This is a genomic window from Porphyromonas pogonae (assembly GCF_036320655.1).
Taxonomy (GTDB): Bacteria; Bacteroidota; Bacteroidia; order Bacteroidales; family Porphyromonadaceae; genus Porphyromonas; species Porphyromonas pogonae.
The window spans coordinates 1,115,967-1,140,869 of record NZ_CP143258.1; the positions used below are offsets into that span (position 1 = coordinate 1,115,967).

Here is a 24,903-nt window from a genome sequence, read left to right on the forward strand (position 1 = left end):
ATCCTCTAAAACTATCTCTTCTGTTATAGTTGCATCTTGACAAATGCCACAGATAATAATGATGCCAAGACTTAACAAAGGTATTTGAGACTACCCTACTGACTGATGTACTTTTAGCCGATGTGTAAAATTCATAAATCAAAACTTAGACCCAAAGCATAAGCTTTGAATACCAAAAAGAATCAAAAATGAATAGAAAGCTATTGATATACTTCACACTATTATTTATCAGCTCCAGTTGGCTGATGGCTCAAATAGATGTGCGTGGTATAGTAGTTGACGAGAGTGGGGAACCCCTCATCGGAGCTGCAGTGGTATTGAAGAACAATCGATCACATGGAGTTTCAACCGATCATAACGGTAAGTTTCATTTGAATGTTCCTTCGGATGCCATCCTAAGCGTATCTCTTGTAGGGATGAAAACCAAAGAGGTCAAAGCCCGCCCTCAAATGAAGATCATACTTTTGCCTGCTACTCAAGAATTACAAGAGGTTGTAGTAACAGGGCTTGTAACAACAAATAAGCGACTTTTTACAGGTGCCACCGCTAGAGTTTCTGCAAGTGATGTGAAACTCGATGGTGTAGCAGATATGTCCAGAATGCTCGAAGGTAGAGTAGCAGGACTAAATATCCAGAATGTTACAGGAAGCTTTGGCGCTGCTCCAAGAATTAATATACGAGGAGGAGCTTCCATTCAGGCCAATGTACAACCTTTATGGGTTGTGGATGGAGCCGTATATGAAGATATTGTAAGCTTGAGCCTTGACCAGCTTGTATCAGGAGATGCTGTTACATTGATCAGCTCCGCTATAGCAGGTATCAACCCTTCTGATATCAAAGATGTGCAAGTACTCAAGGATGCTTCGGCAACTTCAATGTACGGAGCAAGAGCTTTGAATGGAGTTATAGTAGTGACAACTAAATCAGGACAGCGCAATACTCCTTATAGAATAAGCTATACTTACGAACAAGGCCATAGACCTATTCCGTCATATCGTGATTATGATTTGCTGAATTCGCAAGAAACCATGTCTATGTATCGTGAGATGGAAGCCAAAGGGTATTTTACTATGGCTTCGTCATTGTACGGCAGACGAGGAGGTGTTTACTATCAGATGTATAATAGTATAAATAATTATAATCCTCAAACCGGTAAATACCAACTCCCCAATACTGATGAGGCCAAAATGGATTTCTTGAGAAGTAGAGAGCGTATCAATACGGATTGGTTCAAAGAAATATATAGGCCATATGTTCCCACCCAAAGTCATTCGCTCAGTTTCAGTGGTGGGAGTAAAAATATGACCAATTACATATCTCTCGGCTTTTATCATGACCCAGGACTCACTATCACAGAAAGAACCAATCGCTTCACAGCAAATTACCGCAATACTTTTTATATCAATGATAAACTGAAGACAGATTTTATAATTCAAGGAAATATCAGAAATCAGAAAGCACCCGGAACCTTCTCAAGACGTAAAAACTCAGAAATCGGAGCTTTTGAAAGAGATTTTGATATAAATCCCTTTGTATATGCAATGGGAACCAGCAGAACACTCAGAGCAAGAGATGAGAACGGTGACCTGGAATACTACCGTAACAACTGGGCACCATTTAACGTCATCAATGAGTATGAAAATAATTATATGAAAATCAATGTGCTTGATCTGAAAATACAAGGAGAGGCGGAATATAAATTCAATAAAAACCTCAAGGGTAACCTCCTCGTTGTAGGACGAAGGGCAAACACCTCTAATGCTCATTATATCAAGGAGAATTCGAATGCCATCATGGCTTTTAGGGCAAATGAAAATAGTGAAGTCGCAGATGCTAATATTTACCTTTTCAGAGATCCCGAAAATCCTTTGAGACAACCACAAGTAGCTCTTCCCCACGGAGGTATTTTTAATAAAACGGAAACAACACTGCAGAGCTATCTTTTCAGAGCATCTTTGGATTTCGATAAAAAATGGGACAAGCATCAATTGAAGCTGTTCGGTTTTAATGAAATCAGGTATGCTGATAGAGAAACAAATCCATTCCAAGGATACGGTATTCAATTTGACCGAGGTAATCAAATATTTACTTCTCCTCTTATTTTCCAAAAGATTTTATCAGAAAATATAAACTATTTTGGTTTAACGTCTCGTCGTGACAGAGGTATCACTTTTTCAGGAAATGCAACTTATGCTTATGACGGTAAGTACATCCTCAACGCCGTATTCAACTATGAAGGATCAAATATGGCAGGAAAAGGAGAGCGTTCGCGTTGGTTGCCCACTTGGAATATCGGAGGTAAGTGGAATCTTGATCAAGAAGATGAGATCAAAGAATATGATTACATCTCTACTCTTGCACTACGGGCGAGTTATGGGCTTACTGCCAAAATGAATGAACATGCGATAAACTCCTTAGCTGTTTTTAAAAGTCTGATCACCAACCGTTGGTTCAAAGACAAAGAAAATGAGATGCAACTGGAGCATCTTGAGAATCGTGATCTTACTTGGGAGAAGATGTATGAGCTCAATTTTGGTATAGACGCAGGCCTGTTTGGCAATAGGCTCAATGCTACACTCGACGTCTATCAAAGAAAATCATTTGACCTTATAGACCTCGTACGTACCTCAGGAGTGGGAGGTCAGTATTTCAAATATGCCAACTTCGGTGATCTTAAAACTACGGGTGTGGAGCTTACTCTCAATACCAAAAATATCAAAACGGATGATTTTTCGTGGAGTACCATGCTTAGCATGAGTTATTTCAAACAAAAGATTACAAGACTCCGAAACTCCCCCAATACATTTGATCTTGTTGCCGGTACGGGACAAGGTAATCTACAGGGATATGCTCGTGGGTCTCTCTTTTCTTTTGAATTTACAGGGCTAAGCTCGCAAGGTCTTCCAACGTTTAACTTTGGTGATTATCCTTTCCAAAATCTTCCTTACGCCAATATTACGGGAGCAGACTTTTTGGATACCAAGTATTCTAAGTCCTACCTCAAATATCATGGCCCTATAGAGCCTAACTTTACGGGAGGGATATCCAATACATTTAGTTATAAAAATTTCGATTTTTCATTCTTTATTACTTTCCAGGCGGGAAATAAGATCAGACTACAGCCAACCTATGATCCTTCATTTCAGGATCTGAATGTTTTCAATAAATATTATTCGGATCGTTGGCTCAATCCGGGAGATGAACTCGTTACTAATGTTCCTGTACTCGCATCCACAGATTTGATTAAGAATATAGGGAAAGAAAACATCGAACGGGCTTATAATACCTATAATTATTCAGACCAAAGAGTTGCAGACGGTAGTTTTATCAGAATGAAAAATATTTCATTAGGCTATAAACTACCCGAAAGTCTTATAAAGAAGGTTGGCTTAAAATCACTTGCACTAAGATTACAAGCGACTAATCCTTTCCTTATTTATTCCGATAAAAAGCTTAACGGGCAGGATCCTGAGTTTTTCCGCACAGGTGGTGTGACTTCCCCTATGACTAAAATGTACTCCTTGACATTAAACTTGACATTATGATGAAAAAAATAATTCTTTTATTCTCTATCGTATTTTCTTGCCTTGCATGCGATCGTTACTTGGAAGTAATGCCGGATAGTACCCTTAGTGTAGATGTCGATTCCGAGGAGAAATTGGCTGAAATGCTTACGGCCGCTTATCCCAAGGCGTCTTATTTCGGTTTTTTGGAGGCTCGTACCGATAATGCAGGCGAGCGTATTGGAGGGGTAAACAGGAAACTTAATGAGGGAATGTATTTTTGGAGAGACTACGACCAAGAAGATTTGGATACCCCACTTAATTATTGGAACGATTGTTATCGCGGTATTGCCCTTGCCAATCATGTGTTGGAGGCTTTGAAAAAATTCACTAATAAAACAGCACGGATCAAAAGTCTCTATGGCGAAGCTTTACTCCTAAGGGCTTATCTCCATTTTATGCTTGTAAATATATGGGCAAAGCCTTATAACCCTGCTACAGCAGATGTGGACTTAGGTATTCCATATCTGAGCAAACCTGAAAAGAATGCTTTCCCCAAGTATGATAGGGGTACTGTGCGTCAGGTTTATGAAAAAATAGAAAATGATCTTCTTTTGGGAATAGGTCTGGTCGATGATAAATATTACAAGCATCCGCGCTACCACTTCAATAAGGAGGCTGCTTATGCTTTGGCATCACGCTTTTTTCTTTACAAAGGAGACTGGGACAAGACTATAGCTTACAGTACTTATGTTTTGGGTAATAACCCTGCTTCACACCTTCGCGATTGGCGAGAGTATAATGATAGATTCCTTTTTACCGATGACGGAATATCTGCTGCTTACACTTTCCCTGAGGAGAAGGGTAATTTGCTCATAGCATCGGTAGAGTCTCGCGTCGGACGACACTATATTGATGAGCAATACGGACTCAATGCTAAGTTGTTGAAAGATTTATTGGAAAAATTTGGCCCTGCCAACGAAAGATTTATCTACCCCACTCGTAAGAATTCACGCAACGGTACGGCTATTTATATAAAGAAATTCAAAGATTATTCTATCAATGAAGAAGCCGGTAATAATCCACGAGGTATTTTTATGAATAATAATCTTTTCACAACAGAAGAGGTATTACTCAACAGAGCAGAGGCCTACGCGATGAAAAAGAAGTATTTTGAGGCTTCTGTAGATTTGTCTGTCTTTATTAGCACTATTGCTTGGTGGAAGCTGTCACAAAACCAGCTTATGAATCTTTTTCCCAATGGGAAAAATATTTATACACCTTTTGAACCCTTGTCAACTTACCAAGGCTCCATGGTTCAGGCTGTTTCGGAGTTGAGAAGACGAGCTTTCATACACGAAGGTTTGCGCTGGTTTGATATCAGAAGATTCCATGTTTTGGTGAGTAGAAATAAGAAAGGAGAGTCTTTCAGTCCTGATAAGACATTGCAGAAATTCGATGTCAGACAGGTTATGCAAATTCCTTCTCAAGCGATTAAAGCCGGTATAGAACCCAACCCAAGATAACCTAAGTATATAAAAAATGAAAATATATCTTATTCCGCTATTACTATGTTTTTTATTTGGAAGCATCTCTTGTAATAAAGCGGATGTTTTCGAGAAAGAAAGCGTTATACGTCCCACTCTTCGTCCTCATACAGAGTTGGACAAATGGATTGACATTAATCTTACTAAAAAGTATAATATCGATGTACAATATAGGTGGGATGCCAATTTAGTTGTGGATATTCCTAATGTGTATCCCCCTGATGAAGCAAAGATAAAACCTGTATTGGAGACGATAACAGAACTTCTGTTTGATATATATTCTCTAAAGACTATCGGAGGGAAAGATTTTGTCAAAAAAAATAGTCCTAAACAGATACTTCTCTTTGGTAGTCGAACATTTTACAGCGATCTGGGTGAGGAAATATCACACAATCTCAAACCTCTACAGATGCAAATATTCGACCTTGACTCATTTGATCCGGCCGATGTGAAAAAAGTACGTAAAGTAATGCGCATGGCGCATAGCAATTTTGTGAACACACTTACTTCCAAATATCCATATGACATTGAGGAGTTCAAGAAACTTAACTTCACTAATCGCAAGCTTACATGGAACGAAGACGGTAAGGCTTATTTCCCTCTTAAATTTGGATATTTTAGTCCTGATGGCACATGGAAGCCGGAGCAAGATTTTGCCGAGACTGCGAGTGTATTATTATCTTACTCACGCAAAGAGATAGACGAATTTATTCAGATCGCCACTACTCCTATACCGATAGACCCCAATGATGATCCAAGCTTGCTTGATCAAAGGATTGAGGAGAAAAACAATGCAACTAAAGCATTAAAGACTCTCAAAGCCAAGCAAGCTTTTGTCGCAAAATACTATAAAGAGGTTCTCGGCATAGACTTATATAAGCTACAGGCCGAATGCGCCGTTGCTATGTACAGATTTATTAAAAAGAACAATAAACCCAATTAGCGATGAAATACCTTATCATTTTATTCCTAACCAGTTTCTTTATATCCTGCTCTCAGGATGTAGAGCTATCTTTTAAAAATTCTCCTGTTACACGCACTGAACAGAGCATTGCATTAATAAGGGAAAAACTTGTTTCAGCGGAAAACGGATGGGAGATGACCTACTTCCCTCATGTAGACAGCACAAAATTTTCTGATATTCGCAAAGATCTCAATGAAATACCGCATGGATTCTCATTCATTCGTTCGTATTTTGGAATAGGAGGCTATAAGTTTTTCATCAAATTCTATCGTAATGGGACTCTTGAGATGCTGTCTGACCGAGTGCCTGATAAACCTCGTACTTCGCAGTTCGAAGTGAGTATGGGGGCTTATGCGCAACTTTCCTTCACGACCCCCAATTATCATCTGATAGGTAGGCAGAATGATTTTCTTTTTAACGAAGAAACTTCGGATGGACAACTTGTCTTTCGTACTCTGCGACACAAAGATCAAGGCATGGAATATATTGTCATGAAAAAACTTCCATTAGGATCATCGATTGTGGATATTGCCCGGAAAGTCTCTGAAAATAGAACTCATTTTGAAAAAATGGGCCGATATATCCTCACAATTACAGATGCGAAAGGCCGTGTTCGTTATGAAACAAACTATGCACCCAATCCTCAACAAACATATAGTGATAGAATTATTAATCCAGATGTTCGTTACATTGCTTTTCTCAGAAAAGAAGATCTGGATCTTACAAAAACAGGCAGGACAGGACTTGCGTCCGGATACTCGCCTTCTTTAGAGGGGGTAGAGTTTTTTCCCGGATTGCGATTCAGTCAGGAGATTCTTTTCAATTACTTTACAATGAAAAGCGAGAATCATTACATTTCTGAAGTAAAGGGGTTCAAAGCTACTATCACTTATCCCAAAAAATAAAAAACAAATTTTCTTTATGAAAAAAATACATTATTGCCTCCTTTTTACTCTACTCCTTTTCATGTCCGCTTGCAACAAAAAAATAGATGATATGCCTGAGGAGGACTATTGGCGTATTTTTCAGATAGATTCTGCAGCTATAGACACTCCTGATCGGGACGAGGGTTATGAGAATATGTTCAAATCACCATGTGATCCCGAGACTGACGAAAATGGTTTTGTCTACCCCGGGATAACTCCGAAAGGTGAAATCCGAAATTATACAGTGACAATAGATATTTATATAAGAGAAGTCGATGCGTACAATGATAACGCCCCCATGTATTCAGACTTCATGATACGCTATGTAAACGAAGAGAAGAAACTCGTGACACTCAAAAGTAAAGAGGTTTTTGGAAAACTTGATTATAAGAATGGAGCTTCCAAACAAATTCGCTATAATGCGAAATCAGGCTATCCTATATACCTTGCCATTGTGGGAGGAGGAAGCAATCGCTTTACATTGAGGGCTAGTATACAGGCTGAGTCTGAAGACAAATTGATCATAACACCAAAATTGGAATTTAATTTTTATAAGAGCTTCGATGGATTAGGAACAATAGATCCATCATATTGCGAAAAAATAATTTTACCATAATTAAAAAGAATGAATAGAAGCATAATAAATAAGACGACTATTGTATTGTTGTCTATGACAATACTGTTTTTATCTTGTTCGGAAGATAGTGAGCTCAAATTCCCCAATCCTCCTAAATCTGCTTATAACAAAACTAAATATAGTTTTTTGCGTGATGAGGAAAGTAGTGTGGAGACTTTGGATGCGAAAGAACAGGTCGATCTGTTGAGTGTATTTACTGAGACTTTAGAGGGGCTTTACATCACTGATGTAAAAGAACTGTATAAATCAATGTCCGAAAAGGGGCCATTGTATGGAACTTCCCTAAAGGATATCTCCATAGCCTCCAGAGATCTGTTTGTGGCAAACCCTACAATCCAAAGCCAAGTCCTAAAGGATCTAAACGACAATTTTATAAAGATTGCTACCCTTGGCGATTATAAGATTAAGAATAGACATGCAGAGCCCGGCAAATCAGGTTGGGTAGGATATATAAATGGTAATGCAAATAATGTAACACAAGTGGATGCGCATGGATTGGCTTTGCAATTATCATTGCGCAATATGTTTGTTGGTATTGCTTTACTTGATCAAATCATTAATGAGCATATAGGCTATGGTGTGCTGAGAGATCCAGAACTTCGCCGCCAGAACGATAATCAAACATTGGTTTCGCCGTACAACTACACACTTCTTGAGCATCACTGGGATATGGCTTACGAACTATCGAAGAGTAAGTACATAAGGGATCTTTTGGAATCGGACTTTGTAGATTTTCCTTTCCTTTCAGGGATCAATAAACGTGTCAACAATGCTTTCATAGCAGGTAGAGAAGCCATAACGGAATACGACTATCTCAAGGCTGAGAGCCAAGCGGGAATTATATATCAAGGATTGTCTCAAGCTATGGCTGCTCAAATAGTGTATCTATTGAGGGTATCCAAACCTGATGTCACAGAAAAAGCAAGTAATTCTTTTAATCGTATTTCGGAAGCCTACGGGTTTATCTATGCACTTATAGCTTCTCGTCGTATGGATGGATCCCGGTATATTGATAGAGACACTGCTCTACGCATGATGAAAGAGTTGAGTGATGGCAAAAATGGATTCTGGGATAATCATCACCTAAACGATAGAGCCGAAGTAAAGGGATCCATCGAAAATATATGCTTGCGTCTTATAGCTTTATTTGAGTTATGGGAGCCTGGTCCGGAAGAAGTCATATGAAGATAGAATATTAGATCGATAAGAGATAATAGGGAGAGTAACTCTTGGAACCTTAGAAGCAAGAATAAACTTGATGAGTTGAGGTTTTAAGGGTTGCTTTTTTCTTTTTGATAAAGTCGATTAAAAGCATTTTGAGACTGTTGCAAAAGTCAACAGTCTCGTGGATTTTGGAGGCAAAGCCGACAAAAGACACTTTGACCGGGCAGAGAAGGTAAAGTGCAAGGCGCTAAGAGTGAGTGCACAGGGAGTTTACTTCAGGTAAATGACCAAGCGCGAATCTCGCAAGCAACGAAGCAATTTGCCTGCTATGCAACGGTCTCATTTTATCCCCGTACAAGAAGCAATTATCAGATTCTTAAAATATAGACGTCTTATAATATATTCTAAGCAATAGTCACTATATATTATTTTCTGTGATCTTAAAATTATTTAAAATAGCTTATTGTGGGTATTTACTCTATGCAAACCCCTAATTTAAGGGATTGACATGTTTTTTTGATATATATACTTTTGTCTCAAATATTATACAGTCTAATCAATTAATATAAAATGAGAAAATCAACCACTTTAACTATGCTTGTATTACTGGCCATATTGGTATCATGTAATAAGAGTAACGATCCTGTAAGACCCTTACCGGAGATAAAATTTAGCTCTACTCCACTCAACCTCAAGGTTGGAGAAATAGGAAATATAAGCCTAACGGGAGGAGATGGCGAAAAATATGCAATTAGTCCCAAAACATCTGAATTTATTGAAGCTTCCATAAAGGAAAACAAACTTACTGTAAAGGCATTGAAAGAAGGTTCGGAGAGTTTGTCTATTTCATCGGGAGACAAAACGGCTAAAATTACAATAAATGTAGGTATACCTATAACAGATATTATACTCACTCCCTCAGAAGTAAGTATAAAAGAAGGTGAAAAGGCTACTGTGGAGTTATCAGGGGGGGATAATAAAACTTATACCATTGAGCCTGAAAAAACAGATTTTGCAACAGCTGCAGTATCAGGTAAGACCCTTACAATAACAGGAGTAAAAGCCGGAACATCAAATTTTACTATAAAATCAGGTGGAAAAGAGAAAACCATTCCAGTTACAGTGACTGCTTCAGTAGTGGTTCAGCCTAAATTGGCTATTGAGTATATTGCTTCTGGAAATTTGAAAGCGGATAAAAAGAGCTTTACGACTGACCACAAAGGCTCAGACTACTTTACATGGGAGGTTGCAAAAACGCTAAAAAATGTAACCATAGATAATAAAAAATATCACTTGCCTACAGCAGAAGAATGGACTGGTATTTTCCCAAGAAAATCCGATGTTGTTAATTTTAATAAACAAGTTACTCATAAGGATATTTTGGAATCAATTACGGTGCATGGGCAAAATAAAACTTATTCAGCCGATTATAGTAGCAATGGTAAAAATATTACCTACGCACTTCGCTTTAAAAAGACAGGTTCCTTCAATAGTGAAAAATTCCCTGCCGCTTCAGACAACAAAATGCAGTGTGCATACAAGTATCAGTTTATAAGATCGGGTAAAAATATCAATAAATTAGAAATTACCGTGCGCTTCATTGGGGATAAGGATATTGCCTTAGACGATATTTCCAAAGAAGAATACTGGAGTAAAAATAATGAAAAAGATGTTAAGTGTACATTTGATTATGCTGGTGTGAAAGAAGAAACCTTCATAGGTAGCACCATTGATTACAGTCAAATGAGATATTGGACTAGTACAGAGACAAAAGAAGGGCAGTACAACCGTGTACTTCGTGTATCATTTTTCGACTCCACTGTAGTTGTTGAAAGTGGGAGTGTGGGAGCATATATGAACTTTAGTATCCGTCTTTTTGCCGATGAATGATAAGGGCTGATAAATAAGAGGGAGCTAAATGCCTCAAAAGATTTTGATGTAAGGTGATATAATTTCATTATTTTGAAATTATATCACTTTTCTTTTACCAAATTCAATAACAATTCCGCTAAATTATAGAATAAAAAAGGGAAATAGGAGATTAACATCGTTTACTATTATTATTTTTAATATCATGAATGTCCTCAGATCTGACATTTTGTGGTTTATTCATTAGTTAAAAAGTTAATACACTTATATATTGGCCTGTTTTTTTGCTTGAATAACGGTGGTCGCTTTTTTCCTAACTACGCCGCTTTATTTTTCTAACTAGGTTTTTCTTTTTTTCTAACTAAGAAAATATAAATGCGTAACTACAAAAAAAGAGTAATCCAGTTAGAAAAATCATTGGTGGAAATAAAATGGGTGAATTGATTGTTAGGGTTGTCTCCTGAAAAGATAGAAAAACAATCTTTCTAGATTTTATTCTACTTATGCAACTCCACTTCTTTGTAGATAAGATACTGTCCCGAATATCTCTTGAGACCGTTGCATAGCAGGCCAATTGCTTCGTTGCTTGCGAGATTCGCGCTTGGTCATTTACCTGAAGTAAACTCCCTGTGCACTCACTCTTAGCGCCTTGCACTTTACCCTCTCTGCCCGGTCAAAGAGTCTTTTGTCGGCTTTGCCTCCAAAATCCACAAGACTGTTGACTTTTGCAACAGTCTCCTCTTAGGTAACTATGACATTTGGGTAGAAAACAACCTTAAAAAAAACGAGATCGCTCTATGAGCGATCTCGAAAGATAAAGCATAGTATTGCCGAGTGAACGGAATACTTTTTAGGACTTACCTTTTTTATTATCTTATTTCAGAGCTTTGATGGCAGCTTCGTAGTCAGGCTCGTTGGTAATCTCAGGAACCAATTCTGTATAAATAACTTTACCTTCTGTATCTACCACTACTACTGAGCGAGCCAAAAGACCTTTGAGCGGACCATCTGTCATGAGCATACCATACTCTTTTTCAAAGCAATCGCAACGGAAAGCTGAAAGAGGAGTTACATTTTCCAGCCCTTCTGCCCCACAAAATCTGGCATGAGCAAAAGGTAGATCTTTGGAGATACAAAGTACTATTGTATTTTCCAATTTCGATGCTTCCTCATTGAAGTGGCGCACACTTGCAGCACATACACCTGTATCTACGCTGGGGAAAATATTGAGAACAACTCTTTTACCTTTAAGATCTTTCAGTGACAATTCGCTCAGGTCGATCTTTACGCCGGTAAAGTCTGGAGCCATACTACCTACTGCAGGTAAGTTGCCATTGGTATGTACATCGATTTCGTTTTTGAATTTAACTTGTGCCATTTCAATAAATATTTTAGTTGCTGTAATTATTATATTTTGTCTCTTTGGTTACAACATCATATTTGTCATAATAGTTCTTGACATAAACAAAAAGCCGAGCCCATGATCCGGCTCGGCTTTATTTTACAAGTTAGGTGATGTTAGTGGTCATGAGGTACATTTTCTGTCGTAAGCTCTACATCTCTTACTACAAAAGACTCATTGCCTGATGTATCCACGCAGTAAACCATAAAGTGATATTTACCGGGTTTTACGCCCGCAGGGATCACGATGTCATGATGATGCACATGTGCTGTCTTTTGACCCACTTCCCAAGTTTTATTGAATTGGAAAGGTTTGCCCTCTTCTGCTTTGCCGTGTGAGTGATTGTCAAAATTGTTATGGATATCAATTTTATAAGATTTGATCATGACATTGTCACTCAGATCCATTTCGAAATGCACGTCTTTCCCAATCTGAAGCTTATCCCCATTCTCAGGCTCGATCAAATTGATCTTTGGCTTTTCCGAATCAATATCATCCTTGGAGCACGAGGTAAATACTGTGCCAAATAGAATTGTGGCGAATAAAGACGCCATCAAAATTTTTGCTTTCATAATCTTAAAATGATAATTTGAATAATAACTGTATGTTTCTTCCCGGTTCGGGAATCTCTATTTTTCTATAAAAACTGAGATGATTATAATATCTTTTATTGAAAATATTATTGGCGTTCAGCGCTATGTAAGCTTGCATGGAACGCAGAGGGAAAGAATAATCACCGATAAGGTTGATTACTCCGTGTCCTGCAGTATTATCTTCATTACGTGCTACACGGTTTTGATCTGCCACCAATTGATGCTCTGCCTCGAGATTGAGCTTACCCCATGAAGCATGTAAAGCATGGGTCAATTTCGCCGGAGGAGAAAATGGCAAGGGTAGTTTCTCATCAACATTATAGGTGTATACATATTCTACATTGAATCTGTATGACAAGTAAGGTGTCAATTTGAACTCAGCTTCCAACTCCGTACCGGCAAATAGGGCTTTGTTTTCAGTGTAATTATATATTTGTCCCGCATGGGGCAATACAGACCATTCTCCTGAAGGCTTGAGATAAATATAATTGCTGAAATAAGAGGCAAACGGACTTATTGTGAGGCTCATAAAAGACGTATTTAAGTTATAAGAGGCATCCAATTGCCATCCGTTTTCGGAGTTTAGCATAGAGTTGCCACGCTCATGGCGGAAACTTCCGTGGTGTACTCCGTTTGCAGAAAGCTCATTTGCTCCCGGCAATCTGAAGCTGTGACCTATATTTACTTTGGCTACTTGGTTAGGACTAATATTCCATATCATCCCTAACGACAAAGACCAGTCTCCGAAAGATCTGTTTACAGGATGCGCCCGCCAATGGTATTGCCCGATAAGATCATCTGTATAACCCATATTCTTGAGATAATTGCTCAAATAAGGATCTTCAAAGCCTTTAATATTTACTTTGCCGAAATCATATCTTAGCCCCCCGCCAAATGATATCTTGCGATTGGGGGTATAATCACTATACAACACTATGCCCGATGTAAAGCGAGTAAACTGAGGCAAAAGAAATGAATAACCCGCGATTTTATTGTTCTGGGCCTGAAAATCTATGCCTAAGGTATGTTTCCATTTTTCATTCTTGAACCATTTGGCTTTCAATTGGGAGCTATAGGTGTTCAGGTCGAACTCCAGCTCTTTGTCAGGGTCTTTTTCCGGGATATTCTGCCCGGAATAGTGAGTATGAAAAGCACTCCATTCACGGCGGAGGTTCTTTTGAAATCCTATATCCCAATTGAATAGCCAGTCTTGAAGCCGATAACTCTGATTCGTTGTTAGCTTAAAGTGGTTTACACTGCTATAAGGCAGTTCTATATTATATCGGTTACCATCGTCTTTCGTCCTAGACAAGTCAGGTACCCCATGAGCCCCGGGGAAAAGTCCTATCTTTTGGTAGCTGTTACTGATGTATGCATTTACTTTGTATCTGTCGTTAGTCGCATATTCCGCCATAAGGCTGGCGTCTCTCTCATAGCCAGCTGTGTTTTTGAGACGTCTTTTATCGATGGGGATATTGCGTGTGAGATATACAATATGATCGGTATTGACATTGAGATCACCAAAATGCTGCTCGGTGTACCTACCGTGAATATTCCAGTTTTTATTGCTCCATCCTAATTTTAACGAGCCTGCCATACCTGCATAAACACTTTTGGCAAGAACCGAAAAATCTCCATAAATACCGGGCTCGAGCGGTTTGGCTTTAGGCTGTACCTCTATAGTGCCACCCATAGCATCGCTCCCAAATAAAATGGACGAAGGCCCTTTGCGCACAATCACCTGATCAGCGTTGAAGGGATCAAACTCCAATCCATGATCGGCTCCCCATTGCTGTCCTTCTTGCTTTACTCCGTTTTCAATAAATGCAATACGATTGAACCCCAAACCTCTGATCATAGGTTTGGCAAAGCCTGAGCCAATATTCATGGACTGAACTCCCGGAATATTCTCAAGAGTTTGCACCAGATTGCCTTTGAACTCTTTGAGTAGAAATGTCGAGTCGGCTACATTCACCGTGAACGTATTTTTTTGGGCTTGTGCCATATTGCTGTTGGCCGATACGGTTACAGTTTTGAGGTCAATCTGTTTAATCGAATCTTGACGATGATTTTGCGCCTGCGTTATGTTTATTCCAAACAGTGTGCAGCAAACCATGGCCAATACTTTATATTTCATAAAGACATTATATGATACGAGTAATAAAATGAGGACGATATGTCCCCGGGAGAGAATACTTTTTTTAATAGCATATGCAAAGTATCTTGATGGGATACATGCACATACTATCCAAGATATATGTATTATGACATGCTCGACCTCATCCAGGATCTTTTTGCATATTATAAGTAAGATTGTTTATTTTGCAGGAGGAGCCCTTAGTAGTGACGAGATGCAGGCAGATACAATGTGATATTGTATTTCGGGAATTTGCAATTCTTGATAGAGAAGAGTGTGTGTAAAGGTGACTTTGTCCTCGGACTGAGAAAAACTTGAAAAGAAAAAATCACAAATGTTGCAATGTTTCTCAATATTTACACTGAAGCCATCGTGGTGATGGCAAGTCTCTGCTTCGTGAGATACGGCATGATGGTGAGTTGTTTTTGCCGTGTAGGAAAAAACAAATTGCAAGCATATGATCAGGCTTACCAAAGCTTTGTTGAGTTGTAAAAACTTGCTCATCATTCCAAATAGTAAGATACAAAAGTATGTTATTAATCATTAGAAACAAAATAACTCAGATGGTAAACGCTTGTTTTTAACATATCACAATGAGCAATATCTTGCGACCGATGATTATCCCTGATTTGAGACCGTTGCATAGCAGGCAAATTGCTTCGTTGCTTGCGAGATTTGCGCTTGGTCATTTACCTGAAGTAAACTCCCTGTGCGCTCACTCTTAGCGCCTTGCACTTTATCCTCTCTGTCCGGTCAAAGTGTCTTTTGTCGGCTTTGCCTCCAAAATCCACGAGACTGTTGACTTTTGCAACAGTCTCGATTTGAAAAAATGTATCGGAAGTAATAATAAAGGAGGATGGCGATGATGTTGCTATCCTCCTTTTTTGAGATGTACTGTTTTTATAGTACGAAATGGATTTTATGCTTTAGTGCTCAAGCTTGTAAACCAGATATGTTTACACAGCCATCTTCTTACGTCTATTGATTTCTTTATTGATAAGTTCAAGCTCTCTGCTCGTTTGTCCTGCTATTGCCGTATTCTCTTCCGCTCTTCTTATGAGATAGGGTAGTACTTTGTTTACCGGGGCGTAGGGGACATATTTACATACCCTATAGCCTTCATTGGCAAGGTTGTAGGTGAGTATATCGCTCATTCCGTACAGTTGCGAGAGCATTACCCGTGGGTCATTGCGGTCGATATTCAATTTATCTATAAGTTCTACAGCCTTACGTATGCTTTCTTCATTATGAGTTCCGACAAATACAGCAAAGCGATCGATTCTTTCTAATACATATTTTACACCCTCATCAAAATTATCATCCGTCTCTCTTTTGTTTTTGCATATCGGATCAGGGTATCCTTCGCGAGCAGCTTTTTCTCGTTCTTGTTCCATATATGCACCTCGTACAAATTTTATTCCCGGCATGAAGCCTTCATGTTGTGCCATATCATCAAGTCGCTTCAGATAATCCATCCTATCATGTCTGTACATTTGTAGAGTGGCAAATACGTAGGGATATTCCTTATTGTACAGCTTCATTGCTTTCTCAGTGAGTTCGTCTATCACATCTTGGTAGCAGTAGTGCTCAGCATCTACCAGTACGGGTACCTTTATATTGGCTGCTATTTCACAAAGCTTCATGAAACGGCGGGTAAATTCGTTGAATTGAATTTTTTCGGCAGGGGAGAGTTCGCCTTTCTTCATTGACTTTTTCTCCAGAATATCAGTTCTGACAAGTCCGCTGGGCTTAAATACGGTGAAAGATACAGCCGGATTTTCCTTGGCAAATCGAAATGATTTGAGTACTTCATAATGGGTGTTTAGGATATCTTGCTCATCGTCTCCACCCTCGGCCGAATAGTCCAATACGGCGCGTACGCCTTTTCTCATCAGCGTATTGAGGGAAGGTCTTATCTTTTCCAAATCTTCCCCTCCTACAAATTGTTTGTAAATGGTATTTCTCAATACCCATCCTGTGGGTAGATGAAACGTTGTGCTTAGGTTTGTGAGTACTTTCCCCATAGATATTACTTGAGGAGTGCCCATTGCCTTGAAAAGAATCTTGGCTCTCAGCAGATCGTGATTCGTTTTGCCCTGAAAGGCAATCAATGTATTAGTGAAATCAACCATAAGTTTTGAACAGAATTAGATTATTTTAAAGTGTTATACCCAAAAGTGTCGGAAATAAAATCAAAAAAAGAGTCTTTTCAGAGGGGCGTGTTCAGTATGTTCTTCTTTATAGTCCTCTATACAACTATGGTGTCAATAAAGTCGCTCTAAATATACAAAAGAAAATGACAGATGGTAATAATAACAGAGAAACATTTTACAGATTGTGTGATATGCGTAGGCGCGTGTGTTAAAATGTTTTTGAATTGTAGGGGATAGTGACAACTCATGCCATTATTCGCATTGGGTAGATGTTGGGCTCTGTATTTGAGTTCTAATTCGTATATTAGAGGTCGTTAATATCCATGACAAATGATGTATAACATTAATTGATACTGCCCTATGGAAAATTCTGTATTATTAGGAGCTTTTGGTATTATTTGCTTAGGTGTAGGGCTATTTACCTACTTCTTTCCGGATGTCATATCAGGTTATAATATGTTGCCACCGGAAAAGAAAGAGCGAGTAGATATACGTGGCCTTAAGAGAATCACATTGATGTTCTGTATAGCCATGGCCTTGCTTCTGTTTGCAGCAGCTTTTGTGCCGAACAGCCCTACTGCTATCATTATTATGACATCAATACTCGTTGTCCTGATTGTGATTTACGTGTTGATTTTTCGTAAAAAATATAATTGAATAGGGGGGAGCATGCATTGCTTCCTATTTACGTCTCCTTTGTATCATTCTTTACAAATTTTCTTACCATCTTCTTCTCTTTAAACTCTGTAGTTACACGTGGCAGAGCTTTTGACCCGGGTATATACTCATAGCGGTACATATTGATGAAAAGAATAAGAAGAGATAGAATAAGGGGCCCGAAAATAATACCCCAAAAACCAAATAGACTGATACCGAAGATAACGCCGAAGATGGTGATGAGAGGATGTATATCCGCCAATTGCTTTTGTAATATAAAACGTGCTATATTATCCACACTGCCTACAATAAGAAGTCCGTATGCAAAAAGTCCTATTCCCATCCCCCAACTGCCTTGCAACACGAGACTTATTGATAAGGGTACCCATACTACCATTGTACCGATAACGGGTATAATTGTGGAGAAAGCTGTAAATACTCCGTAAATAAAGATGTTGTCAATGCCGAATATATAGTATCCTATTGCAGCGACTATACCTTGAATAATAGCTAGTAAAGGAATACCTATCGCATTGGCCTTGATGATCTGCTTTGTTTCCTCGATCATGATGCCTTTGTTCCTTTCGTGAAAAGGCAACAACTCCCAAATAGCTTGCTCAAAATCTTCATAGCTGTAAAGCATATAAAAGAGTAGAAAGAGTATAACCATACTGTTGATAATAATAGAGTATGAGCCACTTAGCAGTGTGTTTACAACGACTTTAGCCGTATTCTGTATGTATTGGAATATATTGTCCGATGATATTTTAATGCCGGTGAATTCCTGTATCTTATTAAAATACTCATTGGCAGTACCCGTGAGGCTGCCAATATCTAAATGAATAGAGCTTATTACATTGATTGCCAAAAGTGTTATTATTCCCAAAGGAATTAAAAAGAAAAGTATTGACTCGATAATAAGGAGCGTCGCTGCCGGACCTTTTTTCCACTTCTTTTCCTTGTGGAGCTTTACCATCTGCTGCCTTAGAAGTACGTAAAGAGTGCACGCTCCCAGAAGTCCGCTGATATATGGCCTGGCTTCCTTGAAAAGGATCACCGTAAGAAATAAGATGAGGAAAAGTAAAATTACTCGGAATTTGAGATTCTCATTAAAATATTTCATATACTTTTGGAATAGTCATTATATGCAAATCTATAACCTTTTATCAAATATTCATATGTGTCGACTGTCTTTTTTCCCTCAAATACGTCTTTATGGTTTTATCTTTGGAGTATGTTGTATTCCAAAATGATTTCCTGAATAGAAGAATCATCTAATAATTAATATAAAAACAGAACATTATGCAAAACAAAAATCTTTCACCCAACATCTCGGGCAAGGCTATATCAGTAGTTTTTCTCATAATTATTCTCATTGTTTTTGCCCTCATGTTTGGTCTGCCCAAATATAACGTATGGCGTGCCGAGCAGGTCGGAAAGGCTGAGTTTTCCAAAGCTGAGCAGAATAGAAAAATCAAAATAGAAGAAGCAAAAGCTAATCTGGAGGCAGAAAAGCTAAACGCACAAGCCGAAATAGAGCGAGCCAAAGGAGCTGCCCAAGCTATACATATTGAAAATGGCGCTTTAACGCCTACCTATATACAATATTTATGGGTACGCCAGCAACAAAATTTGAATGATAAAACGGTCATATATATCCCAACAGAAGGTAATTTGCCCATACTTGAAGCGAATAGAAATATTGCTCGTCCTTAATATTTATAAATTTTTTTTGTGAGCTAATAGGGGTATTTAATATTGTTGCGTCATATAAGTGAAGATAATCGTTAAAGATGTGAATCTTATAATCCCTGACGATGCGGTTATCTTTATAGAGAGCCTTTCATATGCCGATTTTAGCTCTAAGGCAATATATGACTGGATTTCTGCTTCAATCTATTAACCTCAGCTGAAATGCAGATCAGAAGACGTGCCTGTCTTTGTGATCTGCATTTTGATTTAAGGGGGGGCGTGAGTCTGAGTAAACGTTTAGAGTGAGTGGTTATCAGCTTTTTTTTGATGTTTTTTCGGGAATTAATTGCTTCCTTTGTAATAGAGATATCAATGTATAATCATTGTTTTCATATACACGAATATTATTGATTGCTTTTGTGGTAAAAATTAACTTTATAACTTAGGCAAATCATTTACTTCATTGTATATTTGTTGACAAGAAAACCACACATAAAGTTGAGGTTAATCATGATGAGAAAAATAGAATCTAAGAAATTATACATCGTAGTATGTTTACTGGCAAGTTTATTGGCCGGTTGTAAAAATAAAGCCAATAAGGAAGCTTATGTGCCAATCTCTTTTGATACGTTATTTGTAGCAAAGGACTATCCGTTAGTTGCAGGTAAATCAGACCCCAAAATGGAGGTGAATGTGATGTACCTATCACCGCAGAATAACGAAAAGATGTCGCAAGCCATGCTCAAAGAAGTTTTCGGTGGTAATGTTGCAGGCATGCAGCCCAAGGATGCCATCAATACATATATTGAAAATCTTTTGGAGAATTACAAAACTTCCAATGATAGTCTGTCTGATGGAGATTTGCCATACGAACTACTCAATTATCAATATGAGATATCCAATAACATCGTTTATCAGGATTCCAGTATCATATCATGCATTGCCACAAAGTACTCCTATGAGGGTGGGGCGCATGGCGGGCAAGAGCTCAATCAGTTTACTTATTTCAAAAAGAACGTTGTCAAGATCAATGAGCGTGACCTTTTTGTGGATGGATACAATGATGCCCTTGCCAAAATCATTGTAAATAAGTTGGTCGAGGATTATCATAAAAAAACTCCTGATGACTTGTTTTCAGAAGGCTTCATGGATCCTGCCGAAATACAACCCAACGGTAATTTCTATCTCGATAGCCAATACATCGTATATTGTTTTAATGAATACGAAATTGCAGCCTATGCGTTGGGCCCGATCAAGGTAAAGGTACCTTATCAGTCTTTAGTCGGAATCTTAAAGGAGGATTCTCCGATCAATAGATTCCTTAAATAAATTTTATAATGACAGATATTATCTATAAATATTTCCCTAACCTTACTGAAAAGCAAAAAGAGCAGTTTGGTCAATTGGATGAGGTTTACAGAGACTGGAACAGTAAGATCAATGTGATTTCACGCAAAGACATTGATGAGTTGTACTGTCATCATATACTTCATTCGTTGGGTATTACTCAGATGCTACACTTCAAGGATGGTACATCTATCATTGATTTCGGTACAGGAGGCGGTTTCCCGGGTATTCCATTAGCTATTATGTTTCCCAAGTGTACCTTTCTACTGGTCGATAGTATAGGTAAAAAGGTAAAAGTGGCACAAGCTGTGGCTGATGCCATAGGACTCACCAATGTGAGGACGTTGCATGGAAGAGCAGAAGCTATTGATGAGAAATTTGACTTCGTAGTAAGCAGAGCTGTCATGCGTTTGGACGAATTGGTGCCGATGGCTAGAAAACTGGTACATCATGAGCATCATAATGGCTTGCCCAATGGCATCATTTGCCTCAAGGGCGGAGATCTGCAATCTGAAACAAAACCTTACCGCAATCAGGTGGACATCCATGATTTATATCCCACTTTTGATGAAGATTATTTCAAGACCAAGAAAGTAATCTATTTGCCGCTATAGCATATCTGAATATAATTATGGGAAAAGTACAAGTCAAGAAATTTGTTTTCAATACAGTTCAGGAAAATACTTACGTTCTACATGATACTGCTACACGGGATGCTGCTATAGTCGACTGCGGGTGTATGTCTGCTTCAGAGCAAAACGCACTGGTAGATTATATAGACCGAAACAATCTGCATCCTAAACTCCTTCTCAATACCCATTTGCATTTCGATCATGCATGGGGCAATGCATTTGCATTGAAAAAATGGCCTCATCTCAAAGCTTATACCCACAGAAATGAAGTAGAAGGCATGCCTTCTCCCTCCAAACAGTTGGGGCTTTTCGGTATCACTCTCAGTATGGAGGATATGCCTCAGGATATCATCCATTACATACAAGCAGGGGATATCATCAAGTTAGGAGAGAGCGAACTCAAAGTGCTGTTTGTTCCCGGGCATTCTCCGGGGCATGTGGCATTCTACTGTGCCGAATCTGATTTTGTAATGGTGGGAGATGTGCTCTTCTATGAAGAGATCGGCCGAGCCGATCTTTGGGGGGGCAATCTTGAGCAATTACTCCTCAGTATCAGGCAGAATTTATTTACTTTACCACCTCAAACGGTAGTTTACAGCGGGCACGGGCCCGAGACTACCATTGGACATGAAATTCAATATAACCCTTATTTCAAATAACCTTATGGATACTACTAAGTTTTCAATCCGCCATATAGGTATTGGCGAACAGGATATCCCGGAAATGCTTTCTGCCATCAACGCAGACTCACTCGATCAATTGATAAGTCAGACTATCCCCGATAATATCAGGCTGAAAGAACCGCTTGATTTACCGGAAGCTATGACTGAACGCGAGCTGGGAGAGCACTTGGCAGAATTAGCTTCGCGCAATGAAGTATTCACTTCGTATATAGGTCAAGGATGGTATGATACAGTGACTCCACCGGCTATTCAACGCAATGTGTTGGAAAATCCCGTGTGGTACACCTCTTATACTCCTTATCAGGCTGAGGTTTCACAAGGTCGCTTAGAGGCTTTGTTCAATTTTCAGAGTGTAATTACAGATCTTGCTGGTTTGCCGTTGAGCAACTGCTCTTTACTTGATGAAGCAACGGCCGGTGCCGAGGCTGCTTTCTTGTTGTTCAACGAGCGATCCAAAGCCAAAGGTAAGGCCGGAGCCAATGTTTTATTTGTGGATCAATATGTCTTTGAGTCCACAAAGAATGTTATTCACACCCGTGCTCTGCCACAGCACATAGAGATTGTTGTGGGAGACTACAAAACCTTTGAGTTTACTGATAAGGTATTTGGTGCCATTGTACAATTTCCCAATGCTCAAGGAGCAGTTGAGGATTATAAGGCTTTCATACAGAAAGCTCATGATGCTGATATCAAAGTCGCAGTGGCTGCAGACCTCATGAGTATGGTACTGCTTACTCCTCCGGGAGAGTGGGGTGCTGATATTGTGTTTGGTTCTGCTCAGCGCTTCGGTGTACCTATGTACTTCGGAGGCCCGTCTGCCGGATACATGGCTACACGTATGGAATATAAGCGCAACGTGCCGGGGCGCATCATAGGTCTTTCCAAGGATAGGATGGGCAAGCAGGCTTATCGATTGGCTCTGCAAACTCGTGAGCAACATATCAAACGTGAGCGAGCTACCTCCAACATCTGTACCGCTCAGGCTCTACTTGCTACCATGAGTGCTTTCTATGCCGTATATCACGGGCCGGAAGGTCTTAAGAATATTGCAGGTCGCATACACTCTTATGCAGCAATAGCAGCAGAAAAAATAGAAGCACTCGGATTCAAGGTGCTTCACAAAAATTTCTTTGATACTTTGTTTGTCGAGCTCCCTGAGGGTATCTCTCAAGATGATGTGCGTAAGGTAGCGGTAGAGTGCAGAGTCAACTTCTTCTACACTCCTTGCGGCAATGTTATGTTGAGTATAGATGAGACTACTCAGGCATCAGACCTGGGAGTACTTGTTTATATCTTCTCTGCAGTGAAGGGCAAGGATGCTGAGTTTGATGGTGATGCTATAGATGATAAAGTCGCTGTGGACAATTCTTTCCTCAGAACAAGCGAATTCCTTACATACGAAGTATTCAACATCTATCACACTGAAACGGAGCTTATGCGCTATATCAAGCGTCTCGAACGCAAAGATATCTCTCTGGCTCACTCCATGATATCACTGGGCTCATGTACCATGAAGCTCAATGCAGCTTCGGAGGTTATTCCGTTGAGCAATCCTTCTTTTGCCAATATACACCCTTATGCTCCGGAAGAGCAGGTCGAAGGCTCGTTGGAGATGCTAGAAAATCTCAAAGAATATTTGGGCGTAATCACCGGGCTTCCCGCTGTATCTTTACAGCCCAATTCCGGTGCGGCAGGTGAGTATGCGGGGCTTCGTGCTATCAGATCTTATCATGACGCTCATGGCAACAATGAGCGCACCAAAGTGATTTTGCCGGCTTCGGCACATGGTACCAATCCTGCCAGTGCATCACAGTGCGGATATACGCCCGTGATTATCGATTGTGACGAACTCGGTAATGTAGACTGGAATGATTTCATGAAAAAGACCGAGGAGAATAAGGATCAAATCGCTGCTATGATGATTACTTATCCAAGTACACATGGTATCTTTGAGACCAACATCCTGGATCTGTGCAAAAGAATACACGAGTGTGGAGGTCTTGTCTACATGGACGGTGCCAACATGAATGCCCAGGTAGGACTTACCAACCCCGGATTTATAGGTGCAGATGTATGCCACCTCAACTTGCACAAGACGTTTGCTATACCTCACGGTGGAGGCGGCCCCGGCTCAGGCCCTATCTGCGCTACTCACGAATTGGAGCCTTACATGCCTACTCATAGCAACTGGAAAGAAATCGATGATCATGACAATGTGGTAGCTGCTTCGCCATACGGCAGTGCCGGTATCGATGTTGTGACCTATGCTTATATACGTATGCTGGGAGTAGAGGGACTTACCCAAAGCACCAAGATTGCTATCCTGAATGCCAACTACATGGCTGCTAAGCTCAAGGATACATACGGTATCGTCTACACGGGGGCTACCGGCAGAGTAGGCCATGAGCTTATACTCGAGTGCCGTAAGATCAAAGAGCAAAGCGGTATCGATGAGAACGACATCGCTAAGCGACTTATGGATTTTGGTTATCATGCACCCACGCTATCATTCCCTGTGCATGGGACCCTCATGGTAGAACCTACAGAGAGTGAGAGCAAGGCTGAGCTGGATCGTTTCATCGCAGTGATGGATTGCATTTGGAATGAAATCATTGAAGTGAAGGATGGAAAAGCGGATGCTCAAGATAATGTACTCAAAAACGCACCTCACCCCGAATACGAGGTGGTGGCTGATGAGTGGGAGCATAGTTATCCGAGATCCAAAGCGGCATATGCTATGGAATACCTCAAGGATAATAAGTTCTGGATCAATGTGGCACGTGTAGATAACGGCTTTGGCGATAGAAATCTGGTCCCCAGTTTCTGTGCTTGCCAGACTGTAAACTGATCAAGTGTTTTAGCAAAATAGGCTATCGTAAGTCTCCACTTTCTCACAAAGAGAAAGTGGAGACTTTTTTGTAAAATATGTTAATGCTTTGTGAGATAAAGCTCTTCCTTTCCCTTTGCTATTTTTGACAAAATGTCAATAATAGGCTT

21 protein-coding genes are annotated in these 24,903 nt (G+C 39.5%); 15 read left to right on the top strand and 6 right to left on the bottom strand.

Features of this window, described 5'->3' with window-relative positions; genetic code table 11:
- Positions 1-188 precede the first annotated feature (188 nt).
- The 8 genes from VYJ22_RS04265 to VYJ22_RS04300 all read left to right on the top strand — a co-directional run bounded on the left by VYJ22_RS04265 (position 189) and on the right by VYJ22_RS04300 (position 10,631).
- A complete protein-coding gene (locus tag VYJ22_RS04265) occupies positions 189-3,545 on the top strand; it encodes a SusC/RagA family TonB-linked outer membrane protein (RefSeq protein ID WP_407989345.1) in 3,357 nt (1,118 codons plus the stop codon).
- Positions 3,542-5,029 (top strand): RagB/SusD family nutrient uptake outer membrane protein, encoded by a 1,488-nt coding sequence (locus VYJ22_RS04270; RefSeq protein ID WP_329905250.1) that lies wholly within the window; start codon positions 3,542-3,544, stop codon positions 5,027-5,029. Before VYJ22_RS04265 ends, VYJ22_RS04270 begins: the two co-directional genes overlap by 4 nt.
- 16 nt (positions 5,030-5,045) lie before the next feature.
- Positions 5,046-5,993 (top strand): putative zinc-binding metallopeptidase, encoded by a 948-nt coding sequence (locus VYJ22_RS04275; protein ID WP_329905251.1) that lies wholly within the window; start codon positions 5,046-5,048, stop codon positions 5,991-5,993.
- A 2-nt stretch (positions 5,994-5,995) separates the two neighbouring features.
- A complete protein-coding gene (locus tag VYJ22_RS04280; RefSeq protein ID WP_329905252.1) occupies positions 5,996-6,919 on the top strand; it encodes a DUF4302 domain-containing protein in 924 nt (307 codons plus the stop codon).
- A gap of 16 nt (positions 6,920-6,935) precedes the next feature.
- On the top strand, positions 6,936-7,556 hold the full coding sequence (locus VYJ22_RS04285; protein ID WP_329905253.1) for a hypothetical protein: 621 nt from the start codon (positions 6,936-6,938) through the stop codon (positions 7,554-7,556).
- Positions 7,557-7,610: 54 nt separating this feature from the next.
- Positions 7,611-8,762 (top strand): DUF4856 domain-containing protein, encoded by a 1,152-nt coding sequence (locus VYJ22_RS04290; RefSeq protein ID WP_329905254.1) that lies wholly within the window; start codon positions 7,611-7,613, stop codon positions 8,760-8,762.
- A 262-nt stretch (positions 8,763-9,024) separates the two neighbouring features.
- A complete protein-coding gene (locus VYJ22_RS04295) occupies positions 9,025-9,156 on the top strand; it encodes a hypothetical protein (protein ID WP_329905256.1) in 132 nt (43 codons plus the stop codon).
- A 155-nt stretch (positions 9,157-9,311) separates the two neighbouring features.
- Positions 9,312-10,631, top strand: coding sequence for a cupredoxin domain-containing protein (locus VYJ22_RS04300; protein ID WP_329905258.1), 1,320 nt, complete (start codon positions 9,312-9,314; stop codon positions 10,629-10,631).
- Between the two features lie 853 nt (positions 10,632-11,484).
- On the opposite strand, the gene tpx is transcribed toward VYJ22_RS04300, so the two are convergent.
- The 3 genes from tpx to VYJ22_RS04315 form a co-directional block, all read right to left on the bottom strand.
- On the bottom strand, positions 11,485-11,988 hold the full coding sequence (gene tpx, locus VYJ22_RS04305; protein WP_329905260.1) for a thiol peroxidase: 504 nt from the start codon (positions 11,986-11,988) through the stop codon (positions 11,485-11,487).
- 140 nt (positions 11,989-12,128) lie between these two features.
- Entirely contained in the window at positions 12,129-12,584 is a 456-nt protein-coding gene (locus tag VYJ22_RS04310) for a DUF4625 domain-containing protein (protein WP_329905261.1), read from the bottom strand.
- A gap of 4 nt (positions 12,585-12,588) precedes the next feature.
- Entirely contained in the window at positions 12,589-14,742 is a 2,154-nt protein-coding gene (locus tag VYJ22_RS04315) for a TonB-dependent receptor (protein ID WP_329905262.1), read from the bottom strand.
- A gap of 342 nt (positions 14,743-15,084) precedes the next feature.
- Here VYJ22_RS04315 and VYJ22_RS04320 point away from each other — a divergent pair, with 342 nt between their 5' ends.
- Positions 15,085-15,234 (top strand): hypothetical protein, encoded by a 150-nt coding sequence (locus VYJ22_RS04320; protein ID WP_329905264.1) that lies wholly within the window; start codon positions 15,085-15,087, stop codon positions 15,232-15,234.
- Positions 15,235-15,278: 44 nt separating this feature from the next.
- Here the strand turns inward: VYJ22_RS04320 and VYJ22_RS04325 are convergent, their stop codons facing one another.
- Complete coding sequence (locus tag VYJ22_RS04325; protein ID WP_329905265.1) at positions 15,279-15,431, bottom strand: hypothetical protein; 153 nt, start codon at positions 15,429-15,431, stop codon at positions 15,279-15,281.
- A gap of 267 nt (positions 15,432-15,698) precedes the next feature.
- Positions 15,699-16,874, bottom strand: coding sequence for a proline dehydrogenase family protein (locus VYJ22_RS04330; RefSeq protein ID WP_329905266.1), 1,176 nt, complete (start codon positions 16,872-16,874; stop codon positions 15,699-15,701).
- 381 nt (positions 16,875-17,255) lie between these two features.
- Between VYJ22_RS04330 and VYJ22_RS04335 the strand changes: the two genes are divergently transcribed.
- A complete protein-coding gene (locus VYJ22_RS04335) occupies positions 17,256-17,552 on the top strand; it encodes a DUF3784 domain-containing protein (RefSeq protein WP_329905267.1) in 297 nt (98 codons plus the stop codon).
- 28 nt (positions 17,553-17,580) lie between these two features.
- Here VYJ22_RS04335 and VYJ22_RS04340 read toward each other — a convergent pair whose 3' ends face one another.
- Positions 17,581-18,675, bottom strand: coding sequence for an AI-2E family transporter (locus tag VYJ22_RS04340; protein WP_329905268.1), 1,095 nt, complete (start codon positions 18,673-18,675; stop codon positions 17,581-17,583).
- Between the two features lie 266 nt (positions 18,676-18,941).
- Between VYJ22_RS04340 and VYJ22_RS04345 the strand changes: the two genes are divergently transcribed.
- The 5 genes from VYJ22_RS04345 to gcvP all read left to right on the top strand — a co-directional run bounded on the left by VYJ22_RS04345 (position 18,942) and on the right by gcvP (position 24,754).
- Complete coding sequence (locus VYJ22_RS04345) at positions 18,942-19,268, top strand: hypothetical protein (RefSeq protein ID WP_407989453.1); 327 nt, start codon at positions 18,942-18,944, stop codon at positions 19,266-19,268.
- A gap of 486 nt (positions 19,269-19,754) precedes the next feature.
- Positions 19,755-20,573, top strand: a complete 819-nt coding sequence (locus tag VYJ22_RS04350; protein ID WP_329905270.1) for a DUF3298 and DUF4163 domain-containing protein — start codon at positions 19,755-19,757, stop codon at positions 20,571-20,573.
- 8 nt (positions 20,574-20,581) lie between these two features.
- Positions 20,582-21,205: a 16S rRNA (guanine(527)-N(7))-methyltransferase RsmG gene (gene rsmG / locus VYJ22_RS04355; protein WP_329905272.1), complete on the top strand. Its 624-nt coding sequence runs from the start codon at positions 20,582-20,584 to the stop codon at positions 21,203-21,205.
- A 17-nt stretch (positions 21,206-21,222) separates the two neighbouring features.
- Positions 21,223-21,882 (top strand): MBL fold metallo-hydrolase, encoded by a 660-nt coding sequence (locus VYJ22_RS04360; protein ID WP_329905274.1) that lies wholly within the window; start codon positions 21,223-21,225, stop codon positions 21,880-21,882.
- Positions 21,883-21,886: 4 nt separating this feature from the next.
- Positions 21,887-24,754 (top strand): aminomethyl-transferring glycine dehydrogenase, encoded by a 2,868-nt coding sequence (gene gcvP / locus VYJ22_RS04365; protein WP_329905276.1) that lies wholly within the window; start codon positions 21,887-21,889, stop codon positions 24,752-24,754.
- The last annotated feature ends 149 nt before the right edge of the window (positions 24,755-24,903 follow it).

Excerpts from the sequence above, each read along its gene's own strand:
- VYJ22_RS04300 (WP_329905258.1), top strand. The coding sequence starts at position 9,312 with ATGAGAAAATCAACCACTTTAACTATGCTTGTATTACTGGCCATATTG.
- VYJ22_RS04295 (WP_329905256.1), top strand. The coding sequence starts at position 9,025 with ATGACCAAGCGCGAATCTCGCAAGCAACGAAGCAATTTGCCTGCTATG.
- VYJ22_RS04325 (WP_329905265.1), bottom strand. The coding sequence starts at position 15,431 with ATGACCAAGCGCAAATCTCGCAAGCAACGAAGCAATTTGCCTGCTATG.
- VYJ22_RS04315 (WP_329905262.1), bottom strand. The coding sequence starts at position 14,742 with ATGAAATATAAAGTATTGGCCATGGTTTGCTGCACACTGTTTGGAATA.
- tpx (WP_329905260.1), bottom strand. The coding sequence starts at position 11,988 with ATGGCACAAGTTAAATTCAAAAACGAAATCGATGTACATACCAATGGC.
- VYJ22_RS04345 (WP_407989453.1), top strand. The coding sequence starts at position 18,942 with ATGTTTGGTCTGCCCAAATATAACGTATGGCGTGCCGAGCAGGTCGGA.
- VYJ22_RS04330 (WP_329905266.1), bottom strand. The coding sequence starts at position 16,874 with ATGGTTGATTTCACTAATACATTGATTGCCTTTCAGGGCAAAACGAAT.
- VYJ22_RS04310 (WP_329905261.1), bottom strand. The coding sequence starts at position 12,584 with ATGAAAGCAAAAATTTTGATGGCGTCTTTATTCGCCACAATTCTATTT.
- VYJ22_RS04320 (WP_329905264.1), top strand. The coding sequence starts at position 15,085 with ATGTTTCTCAATATTTACACTGAAGCCATCGTGGTGATGGCAAGTCTC.
- VYJ22_RS04285 (WP_329905253.1), top strand. The coding sequence starts at position 6,936 with ATGAAAAAAATACATTATTGCCTCCTTTTTACTCTACTCCTTTTCATG.
- VYJ22_RS04275 (WP_329905251.1), top strand. The coding sequence starts at position 5,046 with ATGAAAATATATCTTATTCCGCTATTACTATGTTTTTTATTTGGAAGC.
- gcvP (WP_329905276.1), top strand. The coding sequence starts at position 21,887 with ATGGATACTACTAAGTTTTCAATCCGCCATATAGGTATTGGCGAACAG.
- VYJ22_RS04335 (WP_329905267.1), top strand. The coding sequence starts at position 17,256 with ATGGAAAATTCTGTATTATTAGGAGCTTTTGGTATTATTTGCTTAGGT.
- rsmG (WP_329905272.1), top strand. The coding sequence starts at position 20,582 with ATGACAGATATTATCTATAAATATTTCCCTAACCTTACTGAAAAGCAA.
- VYJ22_RS04280 (WP_329905252.1), top strand. The coding sequence starts at position 5,996 with ATGAAATACCTTATCATTTTATTCCTAACCAGTTTCTTTATATCCTGC.
- VYJ22_RS04340 (WP_329905268.1), bottom strand. The coding sequence starts at position 18,675 with ATGAAATATTTTAATGAGAATCTCAAATTCCGAGTAATTTTACTTTTC.
- VYJ22_RS04350 (WP_329905270.1), top strand. The coding sequence starts at position 19,755 with ATGATGAGAAAAATAGAATCTAAGAAATTATACATCGTAGTATGTTTA.
- VYJ22_RS04270 (WP_329905250.1), top strand. The coding sequence starts at position 3,542 with ATGATGAAAAAAATAATTCTTTTATTCTCTATCGTATTTTCTTGCCTT.
- VYJ22_RS04290 (WP_329905254.1), top strand. The coding sequence starts at position 7,611 with ATGACAATACTGTTTTTATCTTGTTCGGAAGATAGTGAGCTCAAATTC.
- VYJ22_RS04265 (WP_407989345.1), top strand. The coding sequence starts at position 189 with ATGAATAGAAAGCTATTGATATACTTCACACTATTATTTATCAGCTCC.
- VYJ22_RS04360 (WP_329905274.1), top strand. The coding sequence starts at position 21,223 with ATGGGAAAAGTACAAGTCAAGAAATTTGTTTTCAATACAGTTCAGGAA.